General features: G+C 50.5%; 15 protein-coding genes. 6 read left to right on the top strand and 9 right to left on the bottom strand.

Translation table 11 applies throughout. From position 1 onward, the window contains the following. Window positions 1-41 precede the first annotated feature (41 nt). The 5 genes from fmt to AC4IFB_RS19890 are packed head-to-tail and all read left to right on the top strand — an operon-like array spanning window position 42 to window position 6,370. The gene (gene fmt, locus AC4IFB_RS19910) at window positions 42-980 is read left to right on the top strand and encodes a methionyl-tRNA formyltransferase (protein ID WP_490781101.1); all 939 of its coding nucleotides are present in this window, start codon (window positions 42-44) and stop codon (window positions 978-980) included. Then, complete coding sequence (gene rsmB, locus AC4IFB_RS19905) at window positions 980-2,305, top strand: 16S rRNA (cytosine(967)-C(5))-methyltransferase RsmB (RefSeq protein WP_490781100.1); 1,326 nt, start codon at window positions 980-982, stop codon at window positions 2,303-2,305. Before fmt ends, rsmB begins: the two co-directional genes overlap by 1 nt. Beyond that, window positions 2,281-2,850, top strand: coding sequence for a DUF4390 domain-containing protein (locus AC4IFB_RS19900; protein WP_490778953.1), 570 nt, complete (start codon window positions 2,281-2,283; stop codon window positions 2,848-2,850). The genes rsmB and AC4IFB_RS19900 overlap by 25 nt, the downstream gene beginning before the upstream one ends. After that, window positions 2,832-5,003 (top strand): sensor histidine kinase, encoded by a 2,172-nt coding sequence (locus AC4IFB_RS19895; protein ID WP_490778954.1) that lies wholly within the window; start codon window positions 2,832-2,834, stop codon window positions 5,001-5,003. The genes AC4IFB_RS19900 and AC4IFB_RS19895 overlap by 19 nt, the downstream gene beginning before the upstream one ends. Continuing rightward, window positions 5,000-6,370, top strand: a complete 1,371-nt coding sequence (locus AC4IFB_RS19890) for a sigma-54-dependent transcriptional regulator (RefSeq protein ID WP_490781099.1) — start codon at window positions 5,000-5,002, stop codon at window positions 6,368-6,370. The genes AC4IFB_RS19895 and AC4IFB_RS19890 overlap by 4 nt, the downstream gene beginning before the upstream one ends. A 78-nt stretch (window positions 6,371-6,448) precedes the next feature. Here AC4IFB_RS19890 and AC4IFB_RS19885 read toward each other — a convergent pair whose 3' ends face one another. Further along, a complete protein-coding gene (locus AC4IFB_RS19885) occupies window positions 6,449-7,846 on the bottom strand; it encodes a CBM96 family carbohydrate-binding protein (RefSeq protein ID WP_490781098.1) in 1,398 nt (465 codons plus the stop codon). Between the two features lie 318 nt (window positions 7,847-8,164). Between AC4IFB_RS19885 and cowN the strand changes: the two genes are divergently transcribed. Then, entirely contained in the window at window positions 8,165-8,461 is a 297-nt protein-coding gene (cowN, locus tag AC4IFB_RS19880) for a N(2)-fixation sustaining protein CowN (protein ID WP_490778957.1), read from the top strand. A 104-nt stretch (window positions 8,462-8,565) separates the two neighbouring features. Here cowN and AC4IFB_RS19875 read toward each other — a convergent pair whose 3' ends face one another. From AC4IFB_RS19875 to AC4IFB_RS19840, 8 genes are all read right to left on the bottom strand, one after another. Then, complete coding sequence (locus AC4IFB_RS19875; RefSeq protein WP_490781097.1) at window positions 8,566-9,438, bottom strand: M48 family metallopeptidase; 873 nt, start codon at window positions 9,436-9,438, stop codon at window positions 8,566-8,568. 138 nt (window positions 9,439-9,576) lie between these two features. After that, complete coding sequence (locus tag AC4IFB_RS19870) at window positions 9,577-10,026, bottom strand: YbjQ family protein (protein ID WP_490781096.1); 450 nt, start codon at window positions 10,024-10,026, stop codon at window positions 9,577-9,579. 4 nt (window positions 10,027-10,030) lie between these two features. Beyond that, window positions 10,031-10,345 carry a YbjQ family protein gene (locus AC4IFB_RS19865; protein WP_490778960.1) on the bottom strand — a complete coding sequence of 105 codons (315 nt, stop codon included), beginning with the start codon at window positions 10,343-10,345 and terminating at the stop codon, window positions 10,031-10,033. Window positions 10,346-10,486: 141 nt separating this feature from the next. Then, window positions 10,487-11,041: a hypothetical protein gene (locus tag AC4IFB_RS19860; protein ID WP_490781095.1), complete on the bottom strand. Its 555-nt coding sequence runs from the start codon at window positions 11,039-11,041 to the stop codon at window positions 10,487-10,489. Window positions 11,042-11,256: 215 nt separating this feature from the next. After that, window positions 11,257-12,471, bottom strand: a complete 1,215-nt coding sequence (locus AC4IFB_RS19855) for an HDOD domain-containing protein (RefSeq protein ID WP_490781094.1) — start codon at window positions 12,469-12,471, stop codon at window positions 11,257-11,259. After that, window positions 12,468-14,606: a GAF domain-containing sensor histidine kinase gene (locus AC4IFB_RS19850; RefSeq protein WP_490781093.1), complete on the bottom strand. Its 2,139-nt coding sequence runs from the start codon at window positions 14,604-14,606 to the stop codon at window positions 12,468-12,470. The genes AC4IFB_RS19855 and AC4IFB_RS19850 overlap by 4 nt, the downstream gene beginning before the upstream one ends. Window positions 14,607-14,983: 377 nt before the next feature. Beyond that, complete coding sequence (locus AC4IFB_RS19845; RefSeq protein ID WP_490778964.1) at window positions 14,984-16,636, bottom strand: hypothetical protein; 1,653 nt, start codon at window positions 16,634-16,636, stop codon at window positions 14,984-14,986. A 68-nt stretch (window positions 16,637-16,704) separates the two neighbouring features. Beyond that, complete coding sequence (locus tag AC4IFB_RS19840) at window positions 16,705-18,546, bottom strand: alkaline phosphatase PhoX (protein WP_490778965.1); 1,842 nt, start codon at window positions 18,544-18,546, stop codon at window positions 16,705-16,707. Between the last annotated feature and the right edge of the window lie 131 nt (window positions 18,547-18,677).

The following is an 18,677-nucleotide window of genomic DNA, read 5'->3' as shown; positions in this document are numbered from 1 at the left end:
TTAAAAAACAACCGCTAAGGACTATTTTGGATACCATCCCCATGGCAGAACCGTTGAACATCATCTTTGCCGGCACCCCCGATTTTGCAGCCAAGGCAATGGAGGCTCTACTAACTTCAGAGCATAGAATTGTGGCTGTTTACACCCAGCCGGACCGTCCGGCTGGTCGTGGCAGAAAAGTGCAGTTTAGCCCGGTCAAACAATTGGCTTTAGATAACGGGTTGGATATCTATCAGCCTAAAACCCTGAAGGATGCTGAGGCGCAGCAGGTGTTGACCGATCACAAGGCGGATTTAATGGTCGTGGTTGCCTATGGTTTACTGCTACCTCAAGCTGTACTGGATGCACCCAGATTAGGCTGCATCAACATTCACGCCTCTTTGCTGCCCAGGTGGCGTGGGGCAGCGCCCATACAGCGTTCGATACTGGCGGGAGATAAGGAGAGCGGGGTAACCATCATGCAGATGGAGGCAGGACTGGATACCGGGCCGATGTTGAGTATCGTAAAGACCCCAATTCAGAAAGGTGAGACGGGGGGAAGTCTGCATGACAGGCTGGCAGAGCTGGGAGCAGATGCGTTGCTGGCTGCCCTTCCCGGGTTGCAGGAGGGGAGCCTGAAAGGGGAGCCGCAAGACGATAGCCTGGCCAATTATGCCAAAAAGCTCGATAAAGAAGAGGCGAGAATCGATTGGCGCCAAACGGCCGAACAGATCGACCGACAGGTTCGGGCCTTCAATCCCTGGCCGGTGGCCCAGTCTCTTTATGGCGATAAGGTCATGAGAATCTGGAATAGCGAGTGTTTGGCAGAAGGGCCAGCAGGATCCCCAGGGGAGGTCGTTGAGACAGGTAAAACCTATTTCGATGTTGCCACTGGAGAGGGTGTGCTGCGTATCACTCAACTGCAGATGCCCGGTAAGCGAGCGATGTCAGCGGCAGATTTTCTCAATGCACATACGATGGATGGTGTGGTGTTGAGCTGATGGGCCGTCGCAAGCGGCCGACAAAGTGGAGTCCCAGGTCGATCTCGGCCAAGGTGATCCAGGGGGTATTGGCTGGCCAATCACTCTCCGAATTGATACCGAACCATCTTGCGCGGCTCGATGACCCCAGAGATGGGGGGCTGGTGCAAGAGATTGCCTATGGTGTGATGCGTAACTATCCACGCCTGGAGGCCCTGGTGAAGTGCCTGCTTGAGCGCCCTTTAAAGAATAAAGACCGCGACGTCCACGCGCTGATTCTGATCGGGCTATACCAACTACTCTATCTGAGAGTTGCCGATCACGCGGCGGTGCATGAAACGGCAGACGCGGCAAAACAACTTGGAAAACCTTGGGCAGTCGGCCTTATCAACGGTGTGTTACGCAATTTTCAGCGTCGCCGTGAGAGCTTGCTGAATCAGGTCGATGGTGAAGCGGAGGTAAAGTATGCCATGCCGAAGTGGCTGCTCACCGGGCTTGAAAAACAGTGGCCGGAGAGTTGGCAGGATCGGGCCAAGGCGCTCAATAGCCGGCCACCAATGAGTTTGCGGGTAAATCTTACCGCCAACTCTCGGCAAGCCTATCAACAGCTACTGCAGTCAGAGGGGATAAAATCGGTAAGAATTTCTCATGCCCCTGCAGGATTGACGCTGGAATCACCCCTGGATGTTGAGCAGCTGCCCGGTTTTCAAAAGGGCTGGGTATCTGTCCAGGATGGCGCTGCCCAATTGGCGGCGGAGCTGCTCGACCTTAATGTGGGACAGCAGGTTTTGGATGCCTGTGCCGCACCGGGTGGAAAAAGCTGTCATCTACTTGAGCGGGAGCCGGGATTAAAGCTCACAGCAGTGGATCTCAGTGCTGAGCGTCTTCAGCGTGTTGAAGAAAATCTGGCCCGGCTTAATCTGCAGGCTGAGGTGGCTGTGGGTGATGCTTCCAAGCCGCAGGGCGCTTGGGCCAACAGGCACTACGATCGTATTCTATTGGATGTTCCCTGCTCAGCCACTGGCGTGCTGCGTCGTCATCCAGATATTAAATTATTGAGACGAGCTTCTGATATTAACAATCTAGTCCAATTGCAGGGTGAAATCCTAAAAGCAATCTGGCCTCTATTGGCTGTTGGCGGCAAGATGCTCTATGTTACCTGTTCAATACTGGCCGAGGAGAATGAGCGTCAATTGCAGCACTTTTTCAGTGAGCAGCCTGATGCCGGTGAACATCTGATGGATGTGAGTTGGGGAGAGGCTCGTTCTGTAGGGCGGCAGATCGTACCGGGAGAGAGTGACATGGATGGGTTTTTCTACGCATGTTTGGTAAAACATCAGCCATGAAAAGGGTCACCCTCTGGGTAGTGTTGCTGATGATCTGCTTTGCTGATGCAAAGGCTGCAAGTTTTTCCGTTACGGATGTGCAGATCGTCAAGCAGGACAATGGTTATTTGCTGAATGCACGCATCGACTATTCGTTGAGTGAAGAGGCCCACCAGGCCCTGAGTAACGGAGTGCCCCTTACCTTGAAAGTTCGGCTGGTGGTGGACAAGGTTTGGCGGGGCTTTTGGGAGCCTAGCCCTTTTGCCCAAACACTCTGGTTTCAAATTCGATATCACGCCCTGACGGAACTCTACCGGGTGGTGGATATGCAAACCGATAACGAACAGAACTTTGTCACCCAGGAGGCGGCGCTCTATGCATTGGGGGAGATCAATAATCTGCCCTTGGTAAGATTGGTTCAGCTGATACCGGGTGAAGCCTATCAGCTGCGTTTAAGAGGCGACCTGGATATTGACTCCCTGCCACTGCCTCTACAACCGCTGGCCTATCTGGGTAGAGGTTGGAAATTAACAACGGGATGGACCCAATGGCCCCTTCAACCCTGAGTCGTTTACGTCTGGGCGGACTCTCTGTCGGCCTGTTGCTGTTTCTGTTGCTGGTGAGTCTGCATCTGATGAGCAGTGCAGTGCAGAACTCAGCGGAGTTGAGTCGCTATTTTGTTCCTCTGCTGATTTTCAACCTGGCAGGCATGTTTGTCCTGTTTGTGCTGATCACCTACAACTCGATCCGCTTGATACGACAGTATCTCAGGCACAGTGCGGGTTCACGTCTTACACTGCGGATGGTGTTGATTTTTACCCTCATCGCCTTGACTCCGGTGGGCGTTGTCTACTACTACTCTTTCAGTTTTCTGCAAGGGGGCATCGACAGCTGGTTTGATGTTCAGATCGATCAGGCCATGGAGGATGCACGAGAGCTTGGGCAGGCCTCTCTTGCCCTCAATCAACGGGTATGGTTGAAATATACTGAGCAGCAGTTGCTGAGCATAGCCGATACTTCAGAGTCGGCGCTCTCACTGACTATTGCCAGATTGCGACAGCAGTCCGGTGCCCTGGAGCTCTCTTTGAGCGACCCTGGTGGACAGATTATTGCGTACTCCAATGCGGTGGCAGACGAACTGGTTCCAGCAAAGCCTGATGACTACATCATGCAGCGTTTGAGGGAGGGGAACAGCTATGTCGGCCTGGCTCGGGATAAGGATGAGTTGATGATCCGGGTGGCGGTGGCAGATCCGCTTGGCAGGCCGTTGATCATCCAGGGTCTCTATCCCGCTTCAGAACGGGTCAGCGCCCTCTCTGAAAAGCTGGAGTTAGCCTATAACCGCTACAAAGAGCTCTCTTTTTTGCGGCAATCACTGAAACGTAACTTCGCACTGACACTCTCGTTGGTATTGATGTTTGCTGTGCTGTCTGCGGTTTGGGCGGCCTTTTTTTCCGCCAGGCGGCTGGTTGCGCCTATCGCGAATATCGCGGCGGGCACCAAGGCGGTTGCCGGTGGCGACTACGACAGACAGTTACCCGTGCCCAGGCGGGCTGATGAACTCGCTTTTCTGGTCTCCTCCTTCAATGCAATGACCCGACGTATTCGGCAGGCCCGGGATCAGGCTGGCCAAAGTCAGCGGGAAGTCGAGGGGCAGCGCGCATATCTTGAGACTGTGCTGGCTCGTTTGTCCTCTGGTGTTTTGACCTTTGATGCCCAGCGTAAACTACGTACTGCCAACCCGGCGGCGGGCAAGATCCTGGGGGTCGAAATGATGCAGGTGGCGGGCGAATCTCTATCCAGCCTGGGGCAGAATTCACCCACTTTGAAACAGTTTGCCGAAGGTCTCGAAACCCCTTTAAGACAGATCGAAAGTGAGTGGCGAGGTGAGTTGACCCTGCTAGGCAGCGAAGGGCGAAAGGTGTTGATTTGTCGTACCACGCCGTTTGCCCAACCGAATGGACGTATCGGGCACATTGTGTTGTTCGATGATGCCACTGCCCTGATTCGTGCCCAAAGGGATGCGGCCTGGGGCGAGGTGGCCAGGCGACTGGCCCATGAGATCAAAAACCCGCTGACGCCAATTCAGCTCTCTGCAGAACGATTGAGACATAAGTACCTCAAAAGCATGCCGGCGGATGATGCTGAAGTCATGGATCGGGCAACCCATACCATCGTCCAGCAGGTTGAAGCGATGAAAAGCATGGTCAATGACTTCTCTGAGTATGCCAAACCGCCCCAAATGGCTGCTAAACCTGTTAAATTGGAACATTTGATCGAGGAGGTCGCAGATCTCTATCGGGGTACTAGGGGTGTAAGTTTCGAAGTCGATATGACGGCTGGTCATGCCCGGGTTGAAGCTGATCCACTCAGGATCAGACAAGTGGTGCATAACCTGATAAAGAATGCCCTCGAAGCACTGGAAGGCAAAGCAGAGGCAAAAGTCAGTTTGATATCGAAGGTCGTGAATCGGAATGAGCATCCGAATTACGAACTTCGGGTGAAGGACAATGGGCCGGGTTTCCCTGAAGAGATGATGCCGCAAATTTTTGAGCCCTATGTCACTTCAAAGAAGAAGGGTACAGGATTGGGTCTGGCTATCGTAAAGAAGATTGTCGAGGAACATGGCGGTATCATCTATGCGGAGAATTGCGATAAGGGTGCCTGTATGGTTGTGCAGTTGCCGATGTTGCTGGAACAAGAGGAGAGTCAAGTATGAGTAAGGCCTACATCCTTGTGGTGGATGATGAGCCGGACATTCGCAATCTTGTCAAAGAGATTCTGCAGGATGAGTCCTATGAAGTTTCCATGGCGGAAGATGGCAAGAGTGCTCGACAGGCGCTGCGGGAGCGTCGGCCGGAGTTGATTCTGCTCGATATCTGGATGCCCGATGTGGACGGTATAACGCTGTTGAAAGAGTGGGGTGAAGATGAGGTCCTGCCCTGTCCGGTGATCATGATGTCAGGACATGGCACGGTAGAGACAGCAGTGGAGGCTACCCGTCACGGTGCATATGACTTTCTGGAAAAACCGCTCTCCCTGGCAAAACTGCTGTTGACTGTGGAAAGAGCACTGGAGGCAGAACAGCTCAAACAGGAGAATGTTGGTCTGAGACGGCATGTTCATGCGGTACATGAGCCGACAGGAAGAAGTACCGTTATGCAGCGTCTCAGAGAACAGGTAAAACGTATCGCCCAGCACGATACCTGGGTTCTGGTGACCGGTGAACCGGGCAGTGGTCGTGAGACTCTGGCGCGCTACCTGCACGCCCAAAGTCTACGTCGCGATCGCCCGTTTGTAGAGGTGAACGTCAGCGCGATTGTTCAGGGAAATGCTGCCCAGGAGCTGTTTGGCAGTGAGGAAGATGGGCGCATTCACTATGGTCGTCTGGAGCAGGCGGCAGGGGGTACCCTGTTTCTCGACGAGGTTGCGGATATGGACCTCGAGGCCCAGTCACAACTGGTTGGTGCTCTGGATACCGGGCGTTTCATGCGTGTCGGTGGCACTGAGCCGGTAAGTATCGACGTGCGTATCATCGCTGCCACCCAACACAATCTGGAGGACGCGGTGAAGGGCAATACCTTCCGCGAAGATCTTTTCTATCACCTGAATGTTGTACCACTGCATGTCCCCCCTCTACGGGAGCATGCAGAAGATGTACCGGAGTTGCTCAATTTCTACGTGGACTGGTATGTGAACCATGAGAAATTACCCTACCGCCATTTCAATGTCGGCGCCCAGAATACCCTGCGTAATCACCCCTGGCACGGTAATGTCCGTGAGCTGAAAAATCTGGTGCAGCGGTTATTGATACTGGGGGCAGGTAGCGAGATCTCGCAGGAAGAGGTTGAGTCCTCTCTAGGTACGCCGGATTTAGCAGGCTCTCTTGTCGGACCTGAATCCCCGGTCTCGCTGGATCAACCGCTACGGCAGGCCAGAGAGGAGTTTGAAAAGGTCTATCTGGAGTATCAGTTGAAGCAGCATGAGGGGAATATATCCCGCATGGCCAAAGAGGTGGGTATGGAGCGTACCCATCTCTATCGTAAGCTCAAGTCGCTGGAGATTGAGTTTAAGGATAAGCGCTAATGCACTGTTTCTATTCTTGGTTTACCGCTCCCTTACCTTTGATAATGGGCACCTCTATTAACTGCTTGTGCCCTTATGTCAATGATAGAGTTCTAACGTCGGTGGTGAAGTTGACTCCCGAGACTTGAAATAGAGTCCATTCGCATTTGATGAGCTGAAGACCAGGGTGACGATCTCTCCCATGCGGGCGTGAATAAAGTCGCTTAGATCGATAGAAAGATCTCCGCTATGGGAGCCGTTAACAGTTGCTATTAAATCTGCAACACCGGGCTGATTACTAAACGTCAGGCCGGTTTCACTCCACTGATTTCCATTGGCTTCATGCAGCAGCTGTAAGCCACTCGATGGGTCAGTTACATCAACCCGCAGAATCGCTGCACCTACCTCGGTTACACCTCGAAGATCAAATTGTATATAGGTGGTTTTCTCCGATTGTCCATCCACCTGCAGGGTGTCACGTAAGCCATAGTTTGAGTTTGGATAGTTCGCCTTTACTGTTGCATCCTGAGTTGGAGTCAAAACCAATGATGGTTGTTTCTCAGGTTCGCTCAGAATCTCGTTTGCACCTGCCTGAACCATCCCATTGGCGCTGTGTCCGACACCCTCAACCTCGACCAATTTCCAGTTGAAAGTCAGACCACGGTTGAGTGCGTCCTTACGGGCATACTCATAGAAGAAGCGGCCACGGTCATAACGGTTTGAACCCTGCATCTCAGCACAACTGCCATGATTCAGCAAAGGGGCATTGGGATCATTGTCTTCGGTACCCAGGGTGATTACCAGATTCCTGGCATAGGCATTTTCTAAATCTATTGCGTGTTTAGAGAAGTTGGCAATTCCGCAGGGATAGTGGTCATTTCTATCGGGTAACAGATACCATCCTGGATTAGCCGTGACCGCAGTCTGAATTCTGAAATTGTCAGTTAGCAAGGCCATGCGCTGTACAAACTGGCCACCTGCGGAATGCCCTTGAATACTGTAGCGTTTTGGCGCTCCGGGAATCAGCCTGATGACCTGATCGAAGATCTCTTCAATGGAAGCATATGTCCAATCAGAAAATGGCTGTAGGTCACCGTTTGAATTCAGCACTTTACCGCGGTTATAGTCAGCTGCCTTGGGATAGTGGAGGCGACTGAATTCCGGAGCAATGATCAAGGCACCATACTGATCTGCAAAGGGCTGCCAGCGTGCTATGGCATTGGTCGCGTCGCGATTCGCACCGTGCATGGCAAATATGACCTGATGTGAACCGGTGGAGTAATTTTCAGGGTAGTAGTACCAGACTCGAACCGGTCGACCACTATTTTCGCCCATATCATGATGTATCCAGCATCCATGGCCTGAAACGAAATTCACATCGTCAGAGAGACAACCTTGATCATCATGCTCAAGGGCTTGAATCGGCGAGAGCGTTAAAAGTGAAAAACCAAAAACGTAAACCATCCAAGACAACAGTGACATCGCTTTGCTATCCATAAATCTCTCCCTTTTCCTTGTTATATCAGTATGGTCATCACTGCTTTAAAGATGTGTAGAGATTGAATGCAGTAACGAATTGCGGACTTCACCCCATGCAACTACCGATTCTGGGTTTAACGTATATAACCATACTTGTTTGCAAGGGGAGGTTTTGCCATAGAGATCAAAAAATTTTGATGTCAGTTTCATCTATAAGCAATTCTGTGATCCATGTTCGAAGCTGTGGAGTGCTCACAGGCCGCTAAATTTCTATGACCACTGATCATCAAGTTGCTATGATGCGGCCTTTTTATGATGTTTTGCAGGAGTTTTCCAGTGTCCCAGGCAGATAATAGTAAGGCCACTGACCGCTATATCAGTTTTGAAGGCATAGATTGCGACGGCAATGCCAAAGCAGTCATGAGTTGCATCGAACGAATAATTGAAATGCCGGGATACAGTAACGCTTTCTGGGACTATTTCATGAAAAAGCGGGCTGGCGGCTCAGGTCCCAAGCCTGATGAGCTGTTTCTTATCCACTCCAATATCAATCAGGTGCGAGAACTGTTTGAGAGCAGTCAGGATGAAGAGGCCATGAATCTGCTGCTGATGCTTGAAGAGGAGTGCTGCTAAACAGTCTATCGGCACACTATTCTGTGTATATCCGCTACCGTCTGGAATAGACTCAAACGTAGGCTGCCGGCCCTGCCGCATCATGCCCTGCTCAACAATTGCCTCTACCCGTCTTCTTTCTGTTCTGCTTCATCCGCTGAGTTCAGGCTCAACCACTGTTCGAACTCATCCGGTAGAGGGGCTGTTTCAACATAGTCTGCATTGGCAGACAACTGCTTACTGAAATCACGAATATTCTGGATGCGATTTTCAGAGAGTGGGTGGGTGCTGAAGAATTCCGGCATGCCCAATGAGCCTTCTGATGCCTGCAGGACTTCGAAAAGCTGATCAGCGCCAGATACGTTGCCATAGATAGAGATTAAGGTCTCAAGTGCAGTCTCATCAGATTTGCGCTCCTGCTCCCGGCTGAAGGTCAGTGCAGTTAGCATGCCGGTGTTACCGACAATCTGGTCAACCATCATATCCCCTAATGAGTTGTTCACCATGGACAGGGCCAACCCGATGGTTATGCCGCGACCCAGGCTGCGGATGGGATGACGGTGTTTGATATGGGCTATCTCATGAGCCAAAACCATAACCAGAGAATTTTCATTAGGTAGCTTTTCAATCAATCCTCGATAGATGAAGATATGGCCGCCCAGGGTAGCAAAAGCGTTCACCGTTTCCTCATCCAGGTAGTGCACGGTAATCGACATTTCGGAAGAAAGATCTTGTGCAGTGATGATCTTCTCTGCAAGGCTTGCAAGATAGTCCTGCATGGGGCCTGGTTCGGAATCTTCTATGAGATCGCTTGAAGCAATCTTTTGCTCCATCTCAAATGGAATATGATGAGCCAGGCGGTCTGCGAACAGGCCCAACACCAGGACTGCAATTGCAATCAAGCCGATAACGCCGCCGGTGAGTAGTATGAACTCTTTTATAGGATGCTGCTTGCTGGTGTTGATCCCTTCCGGAATTTTTGGGTTACTGTATTTCATCCTGAAATCCGCTGTTGGAGAAGTATTTGTGGGTTACCCAATGGACGAGGGTGAAATTCAATAATTGACGCAGCATACTACCTACCTTACGTAAGATGCTGGTGGTCAATTGTGGAGTCTGGGGTCACCATCCGAACCTTAGTTGCGCTTGGTTAGCGCGGTACCATAAGCGAGAACTTCAACAGATCCGATACCGTTTTTTCTGCCTTTGTGAATACTGGAAGTTTCTAATTTTACATTGAAAATAATGTTTGCATTGATACCCTTTGCTTCGGTTTTCATGCGTAATATCGCCTCGCGTCTGGCTCGGTCCACCAGACTCTCATAGGAGGTGACCCGTCCACCTACAAGATTTCTCAGGGCGGAAAGAAAACGTTTGAAATAGTCGACTGATATTACAACACTGCCGCTGACAAGTGCGGCATCGGTAAGGGATTTATTGACTGGGGGAAACCTGGAGGTGATCACTGGAATGCCGCGTAGTTCGTTTTCCCTGGTGATAATCGACTTGTAATGTCTCTTTTCTGCGTAGGTGCCGAAACCATAGCCAACTGCCAATAGGGTGACCAGGATTATCAGATCGATCATGTTGCTACTCCAGGATTACGGCTGTTCCATAGGCAAACAACTCTGCGGCACCGGCAGCCACGCTGGAGGTAGAAAAACGCACGTTAAGAATGGCGTTGGCTCCCACCGCTTCCGCCTGCTCAATCATTCTCTCCATAGCTTCAGTGCGGGACTCCTGAAGTAGCTCCGTATAGCCTTTCAGTTCACCACCGAATATATTTTTCAGACCAGCCATGATGTCCCGTCCCACATGCTTGGCGCGGACTGAGCTACCCTGAACCAGCCCAAGATGTTCCACAATCCGCTTGTCAGGAAGAATCTCAATATTTGTAACGATCATAACCGCTCCTTATTTTATCGATAGGGCATGATGCTCAATGTGATCCAATTGTGCAACCCATACATGTCGGCCTATGTTGAAAGAGCTATAGAGCGCGGGTGAGTGTGATTAATACTGGTTTTTGATTGACGCTTCCTGTTTCTAAAACAGTAAGCCTTCAGTTTCGTAACGGGTGCCCGTATTCATATCAACCATTTGCTCTCTTTCGTGAATAGAGTCGATGTATGAGCTATGGGAGCGATCAGATGCTGCACTGTTATTCATATAGTTGCTATGGGCTCTATCAGATGCCGCACTTCTCTCCATATAGCTATTGTGGCTGCGGTCAAGCGCATCCATATTCGACTGATGTAAGCGTTGCTGATTGGCCATAAAGGCATTGTTTTTGGCTGTCTGGTTATTTAGAAACTGAAGATGCTGTGCATTGGCTGACTGCACCCAGCCACGATCGAATTGATAGGAGCGGGCAAAGCGGATCATCTCACTACGTACACTATTAAAGTCGGAAGAACCGGACATGGAGGCAGTAAAACCAATGATGTCCACATTGGTTACAGGTGCGCCGTTATTGGGGAGAGAGCTGATCACAAAGACAGCTGAGCTTTTTTGATTGGTCTCATTATCTATGAGATCTAATCCGTAAGTAACAACTTGTTCTCCGTTTTTATAGATCAGTTGTGTATCACGGTTCGCCATGTGTTGAGTGATTTCGGGGACTCTGTATTTATTGACGATCTTTGATTCTGGGTTTTCAGTGATAAGTTGCTCCAGAATTGAGGTGAAATATTGTTGCGGATCTACCTGGTGTTGCAGAAAGGCGCCGCTAAGGTGGTAAATGCGGTCTCCGCTGCCGGCGCAGAATGCCGTGGGTAAATCAGGTATCTTTATATTGCATCTGATATCCGCAGGTACTATTCCTCAAAAGTGCTGAGCAGCGACTGCCAGGTTTCGAGCCTGGACGAAATACCAACTGACTGCAGGTAGTCGTGATTCAGTAGTGTGGTTGAGCGGATCTCTCCACCATGTTCATGAACCAGTGCATTGGCAACATGCACCACGCTGAGGGCACTGAATACCTTCTCCGCCTGTATTGCGGGCTGGTTGTGAAGTGCTACTGCCTCAACCACTGGTTCCGGTAATCCCCATAGTCCCAATAGATAGGCGCCCACTGCACCGTGAGTGGCGCCGAAAATATCAATTTCCTTAGCTATTCTGCTCTCCTGGTCAGCTGCCAGCTCCGCTTCAAATTTGTTGTAAGCGTCAGGTAGGTTGAGCGCCAGAATCAATTTGCCGATGTCATGCAGCATGCCTGCAAGCAGGCACTCTTCGATGGAGGTTGACGACATCTTCTCCTCTTTTGCGATCAGTTTGGCAACCGTTCCAACCTGCATGCTGTGAGACCAGAGGGAGTCGAGTGTGAACTCATCTATAGTCAGCGTATCCTTTTCAAACTGCTGGAATATACCAATAGACAAGACCAGGGGAGTTAGAATTTCCATGCCGAGTAGCGAAGCTGCATCCACTGGATTGGAGATTTTGCGACCCAATCCGAAAAAGGCCGAGTTGACCAGTTGAAGTATTTTAACGGTCATCGCCGGGTCTTTGGCTATCAACCTGCCCACCTCAGTTACAGTAGTATTGCTGTCTTGGATAAGTGTGATCAATTCGTTATAGATTGTTGGCAGGCTAGGCAGAGAGCGCATACCGGAGACCAATGATTTAAGCTTACTCCCCGCCAATATATCGCGTAGAGAAAAAGCGCGAATCAAGGCGCCTTTCAGCGTGTCAATTTCACAGGGCTTGCTCAGGTACTGGTGGGCTGGGCCAACACTCTTCATCACCGTCTCCTGGTCAGATTGACCGGAGAGTACGATGCGTACAGCGTGAGGATGACGTTCTGCAATACGATCCAATAGTTGCGCGCCATCCATACCTGGCATACGCATGTCTGTTACTACTGCATCGAAATGCGCTTCATCTGCTTGGGTAAGGGCATCCTGACCATTGCTGGCAAACGTCATCTCCCACACTTTACGTTGTGTGCGCAGACTGCGTTTAAGTCCGGAAAGAATGTTCGGTTCGTCGTCGACAAAAAGAATATGTTTTTTTTCAGCTGGATTGGTCAACTCTGTTCTCCACCGAAAGGTAGTTTGATGATAAAGGTGGTGCCGATCCCTATTTCAGTCTCAAAGTTCAGCTCACCATCGTGCTGGTCAACGATGATCTTATGACTTAATGACAGACCCTGCCCGGTTCCTTTGCCAACCTCTTTGGTGGTAAAGAATGGATCAAAAACATGATTCCTTGCATCTTCCGCAATACCCGAGCCGCTATCCCTGATCCGTATCACAGCCCAGAGGTCTGTGGTTTGAGTGGTAATGGTGATACTGCCCAACTTACCACTCTCGCCAACTTTGTCGGCAATAGCATGAGCGGCATTGATGATGATATTCAGCAACACCTCATTGATTGGTCCAGGAATACAACGAATCTGGGGTAGTTCAGGGTCGAGCTCAAGAGAGACTTCTGCATGATATTTCCAGACATTTCTGGCGACGGTTACAGTACTCTCAATCGCCCTGTTGATGTCGGTCAGGCTCTTCCCTTCAGTGCCGGGATGGGAGAACTCTTTCATCGCCCTGACAATAGTGGCAACTCGATCCACACCATCGAGGGTCTGTTTTATCGACTTGGGTATCTCCTCCTGAAGATACTTCAGATCCACGTCATCGATTTTTTCATCCAGTTGCTCAAGCTGCTCCAGTGCAACGCTATTACTTCTTGCCTGCTCAATGATTTTTTGTTGATCATTAACGATCTCAGAGATCTCCTCAAATGCATCGAACAGGAAGCGGACATTATCACCGACATACTGGATTGGGGTATTGATCTCGTGAGCGATGCCGGCAGCCAGTTGACCTATCGATTGTAATTTCTGTGCCTGCTGCATCTCCGACTCTAGTTGCCGCTTTTCGGTGACATCCTCAGCGATTATAAGATAGTTGCCAGTTTGGCCATTCTTGTCGTTGAATTGTGTGGCATAGAGAGAGAGTAGGCGATGCGAACCACTTGGTTGTCTGAGTCGTGCTTCGATTTGATTTGATTTAAGCGTATCGGTCAGGCTGTCGGTGATTTTGTTCGAGATTTCCTGCCAATCCCAATCGATCGGGCAGTCAGCAATTGGTTGTCCCTGTACCTGATCCGAAGTCAGCTGGAATGTTTCTGATGCTTTGCTGTTCCAGTGGCTGATGCGGCCCTTGTTATCCACGCGGATAAGAATGGTCGTTAAAGAGGAGAGCAATCGACTGTTTTGCTGGTGAACTAGTGCCAGCTGTTCATTGGTATTTGCCCGTTCGATGATACCGGCCAATGTGTCGGCAACACCATGCAGGAATATAATTTCATCTTCACTCTTTTGATGTCCGGCCCTGAGGTAGAGTGCCAGAACACCAAGTGCTTTGCCTTTGGATATGATCGGCACATTGTAGTGACCATGTGGTGGTAATCCTTCCACCCTGTTTTCCCGACACCCCTCGACACAGTCTGAAAACTGTATCTCACCAGTCTCGATGGCACGGCCACAAAGGCATTGACCGAACTCGACTCGTTTACACAATTCAACGATTTTTGGATCGAGATTGGAATGCGCCATCATCTGCAGCTGATGACCGTTTTTGGCCGCCACCAGAATCGCACCCTGGTGCATCATGTCGGTGAGAGGTGCCGAGAGAATAACCTCGAGGCATTCATTCAGCAGCTGATCAAAAGGCACCTCTTTGAGAGAATGGCTGAGCAGGGTGTTTAGTACATGGTGGGTACGGCTCTGTTGATGCAGTTTACTGTAGGTGAGGTATCGCTTGATTGCGTACTCTACCACCCGTTTCAGGGAGGACTCGTCAATATCGCCAATGAACAGGCACTCATCTGCACCCTCTCCAACCCACATCGCGGCCAGTTCTGGATCCTCGTACTTCATGGTTGCAATGATCGGAGCGTAGGAGAAGGCATCCCGCAAGGCACGTATGGCAGATGGTGTGGGCATATCAGCAAGCCCTGTATCGAGTAAAATCAGGTCATAATGGAATTGACTGATTTCGCTAAGGGCATCGGACAATAGCTCGACAGTATTGTGCTCGATCTCCTGTTGAACATCCATTCGTTGCAGCAGCTGAGCAGTCTCTTCTGCATTGTCGGGGTCATCATCCACCAACAGTACGCGAATGTCGTTTTTCTCTCTCTGCTGCGAGATATCGTGGGGCATAGAGATAGATACTCCTGTGCACCGCCACAATATCCGATGTGGCTAAATTTAAATTGTCAGGTACAAGACCGGACAATCATCCCAAGTAAAAACAAATTATTGGTTAATTATCTGACTGGTATTTAGTTTATCGGCTGGTTATCACAACATCTTTAGCTGACTAACCAAGCTCGACTATGTAGCAGAAATGGCACTTAATTAACTATGTTGCGCGTGTGGTAATTTGGTAACTCTCAAATCCCTGCTACTGAGCCAGGGATAGGCGTGCTTGTTTGTGAAAGGTATGGCCTGAAGTATGGATTCTAGAATCGTCAATTAGTATGACGCACCACACAAGATGCGGCAGGGCCGCACCTTGTGGCTTATGTGGCTTGCTGTTACCAGGCCAGTCGCATCTCCCAATGGTACTGGTACTCTTCCGGCAGCACTGGAGCGGTCTGGGGATCTACTTCACTGTAAACATTCACTGCTGGTGTGACATTTGCATCACGACCATGTATGAAATCCTGATCCCGCACAATCACCATATAGGCCTTGTTCAAGGTTAATGCACGTTCCGGGCTTGGGGTGATCAGTTCATAGACATCGGCAGCCGTGACCTTTTGCTCATTGACACTGCCATCCTCGTTGAACCATTTTTCGATAATTTCACCATTCTCCCTGAATTCATTACCCCCACCGGCAAGCTTCAGGTAGTTGAGAATCTCCCCTTCCGTTCCGCCCACATTCGGCGCATCTGCCATGCCTTGCAGGTTGACGTATCCCCAACCAGCAGCGCCAGTGACCTTTCTGGGAAAGGCAAATGTCTGATCGATGGTGCTGCCGATGCTGGTGTGGCAACCCATGCAGAACAGAGTCTCCTCTTCACTCTGTTTGCGCAGATGGCCATCGGCGGCTTCAATAAAGCCTAATACCAACCAACCGAAACCGTTATCCAGACCACTATCACCACGGGAGACATAGTTTGGCAGGTTGCCGTCGAGTTTCTCCTGCTTCTCATTGCCATATTGGGAGAGCAGGGCTTGTGGCGTAAGGAAAGTATGTTTGCGCATATAACGCACCTCTTTCATACGCGCCGGAATGGTGATCGATAGATCTTCGTTCAGGCCCACATAGCGCACTGTGTGCAGAAACTCTACATTCTCTGGATAGAGCATTGGGGTGACACTGATATCAGAGGCATTTCCCACATAGAATTCGGGACGTTGAATCTCTTCGATCACACCCAGTTGGCCATCCCCATTCAGGTCGGCGCAGAAGCTGTTTTCATCCACCGCAGGCAGGCTTATCTGCTGCAGATCCTGTATTGCCGCTTCGACAATGGCCAGATTGGCGATATAGGTATCTCTGGAGTATCCGCTGCCACTACAGCTCTGCTCTCGAAACGCTGCCGGTAGTCGCAGCATCACATCATCGGTCGAACCATTGGTCGGCCAGAATGTACTGGGCAGTGGTTTGTAGTTAAAAGCTACCCAGTGGCTGCCATCAAGCGCAAAACCAAGCTCGTCAAAAGCGTCGGCACCCAAGTGCAGATTTTGAACGGCAGGAACCGGACCCTCCCAGTTCTCACTCTGTAACTGCTCAATCAGGGTTGAATAGTTATCGGTATAGATATAGTCGATAACCTCCTGGTCAGTGATCTGGGAGACGGCCTCTGAACGATCCTCAAACAGGTTTTGCCAATGGTTGGTGACCCCGACCTCTGAGAATGAGTATTCAGCCTGTAACGCGCCATCATCCATGACGTTGGGTCGACTGCCGAAGGTATAGGATTGGTGGCAGGTCATGCAGGGGTTGTGGGTTGCCTCATGCCTGGTATAGCACTGGGGAGGTACGATCGCCTCCGGGTTATAAATCACACCTGTCTCTTGTGGGCGTAGTGTGCCTGCGGTTGATCTCTCATAGCTGGACGGAAAGGTTAGTGACTGGTTTTGTGTATCACTCTGAGTGTCAGAGCTCTCTCCTGAGCCGCCGCATGCAGTGAGCAGTGCAACTGTTACCAAAGGGATAATCGAAAAAATATACTTCATTTTTGATCTCCTAAATGCAAAAGGGGTGGCGCGAGCCACCCCATTTCCATGATTAATCAATCTGGTCCTTAGATTGCTGGATCATCAAATACCCAGACCATGTTGTTCTCATGGCTGCCGGTATCTTCGCCGATGATCACTCGGCCGTCGTCCAGTATCAGCAGATTGTCGGGGTTGGAGATGCTGTTGATATTACACTGGTTGACAGAGCGGTCAGCGTTGTATGGCCCACCAACGATGGCAGGTACCATGGTCTTAACATCAACCTCACCCTGAGCATTGCGCATCAACTTCATGCGGTAGACAACACCACACTTGCCGTTGTCTCCATTCAGTTGAATATCGCCTTCATCATCGCTCATGGTTTTGTCGAAGCTGGACATGGCCATATACATGTAGGCCTGGTCGCCGTCAGCTGCGCCAGCATTCCACCAGGATGATGCGAGACCATAGTTGATGTTGACGCCTTCCATTTTGCGAAACTCACCGGTAGCACCCAGGGCAACCGCAGCTTTACGGCTCTCCAGATAGGCGACGCGATCATCGCTGAAGGGGTTTGCGTCGACAGTGGCGTCTTCATCACAGCTCAGGTCAGCGCCAGTTTTGGACTCGGCCCAATCACAGACCTGCTCATCAGTGATGTAGTTGGCATCAGCAAAGGTGCCATCGAAAGAGTCGATTGCCGCTTCGATTTCTGCTTCGCCCATGCTCGCCAGTTCAACCCACTCAATACCCAGTGCTGCTTCAGCAGGATCATTCACTCCTGCGGCCTGAGTGATACTTGCGGCATACAGAGTGCCTGCGCTCATGTCACCTGCCACATCGGCAACAAACTTGAAGAATACAACGCCGGTACCATCATCACTGAGGAAGACGGTCTTCTGGTCAGGCATGACGACAGAGTTCTCATGAGAGAAGCGCCCCATGGTTTCCAGTTTGTTGACTGTGACATTGGCTACAGCCGCATCAGTAGCATTGCCGATTTCAACAATGTAGCCATAGCGGTAAGGGTTCGGCCAGTCACCACTGCCGTCTGTTGGATAAGCGAAATAGTCTGCAAGTGCTTGGGGATTGCTGAAATACTCAGCAGTAGAATCGAACCAATCAGCAGTATCATCGAAGTAGAGTTCTTCAGATGAGAGGGGGGTATTCCATGGGCTGACGGTACCGAAACAGTTCACCCAGGTTCCACCAACACCTGAGAAGTCAATCATGCCTTCCTGGGTGATGTTAGCGTAGCCTGAATCGGTCAGGCCACTGACATGGATACGGCTCATACTGCCTGGACGGTCTTCCCAGTTGGTGTAGACATAGAAACCTGTGTCACCATCAGAGATGACGCCGTTGAAGTCCGGATCATTGGAGTTCTTGATCTGGGTGGCGCCGTCGGCGGTCATGATGTCGCCCATGGTCAGGCCATCATCCAGAGCATCCCCCTGTTGGGCAAGAACCTGGTATGTGCCAACAGCTGTCGTCACAACCTCTTTTTCTGCGGTTGTTACTGGCAGGTCAAGTGCACCGAAGTTTTCTGGCAGGTTAGAAAAGTCCTGACCGACGATGACGCCTACTGTTCCCTTATCAAAAACTTTGCCAGCAGCGTCGGTGGTAGTGTTACTGCTGCTTGGATGTTGAACATTCAAGAACAGCGTGTTGTCGCTATTGAGATAGAGGCCAGTGAATTCAGCATCAAGCGGAGCAGCAGCAAGACGCTTCAGCCCTATGGGAGTATTACTACTCGTTGTACCATCCGCGCCGTCAGTGCCATCGACACCATCTGTTCCATTCACACCATCAACACCGTCATCACCATCATCGCCGTTGCATCCAGTGAGCAACAGAGATGAACACAGAATGGCTGCCGTGATACCGGCAGGCAAGGCTAACAGACGAAATGATTTCTTTTTCAACATAGAATATGCTCCCCAATTAAGGCGTAATACTTATAAGCCGCGAGCATTCTAGGTATTAGGTATTGCGAAACAGTGTCATATAGGTGTCGCTTTTATGAATGCTATATTTCAAGAATATGGAATTGATAGAC

Source organism: Candidatus Thiodiazotropha sp. AKIB8, assembly GCF_058244675.1.
The sequence above is the reverse complement of the archived record's forward strand: the minus strand, read 5'-3'. Positions and strand labels throughout refer to the sequence as shown.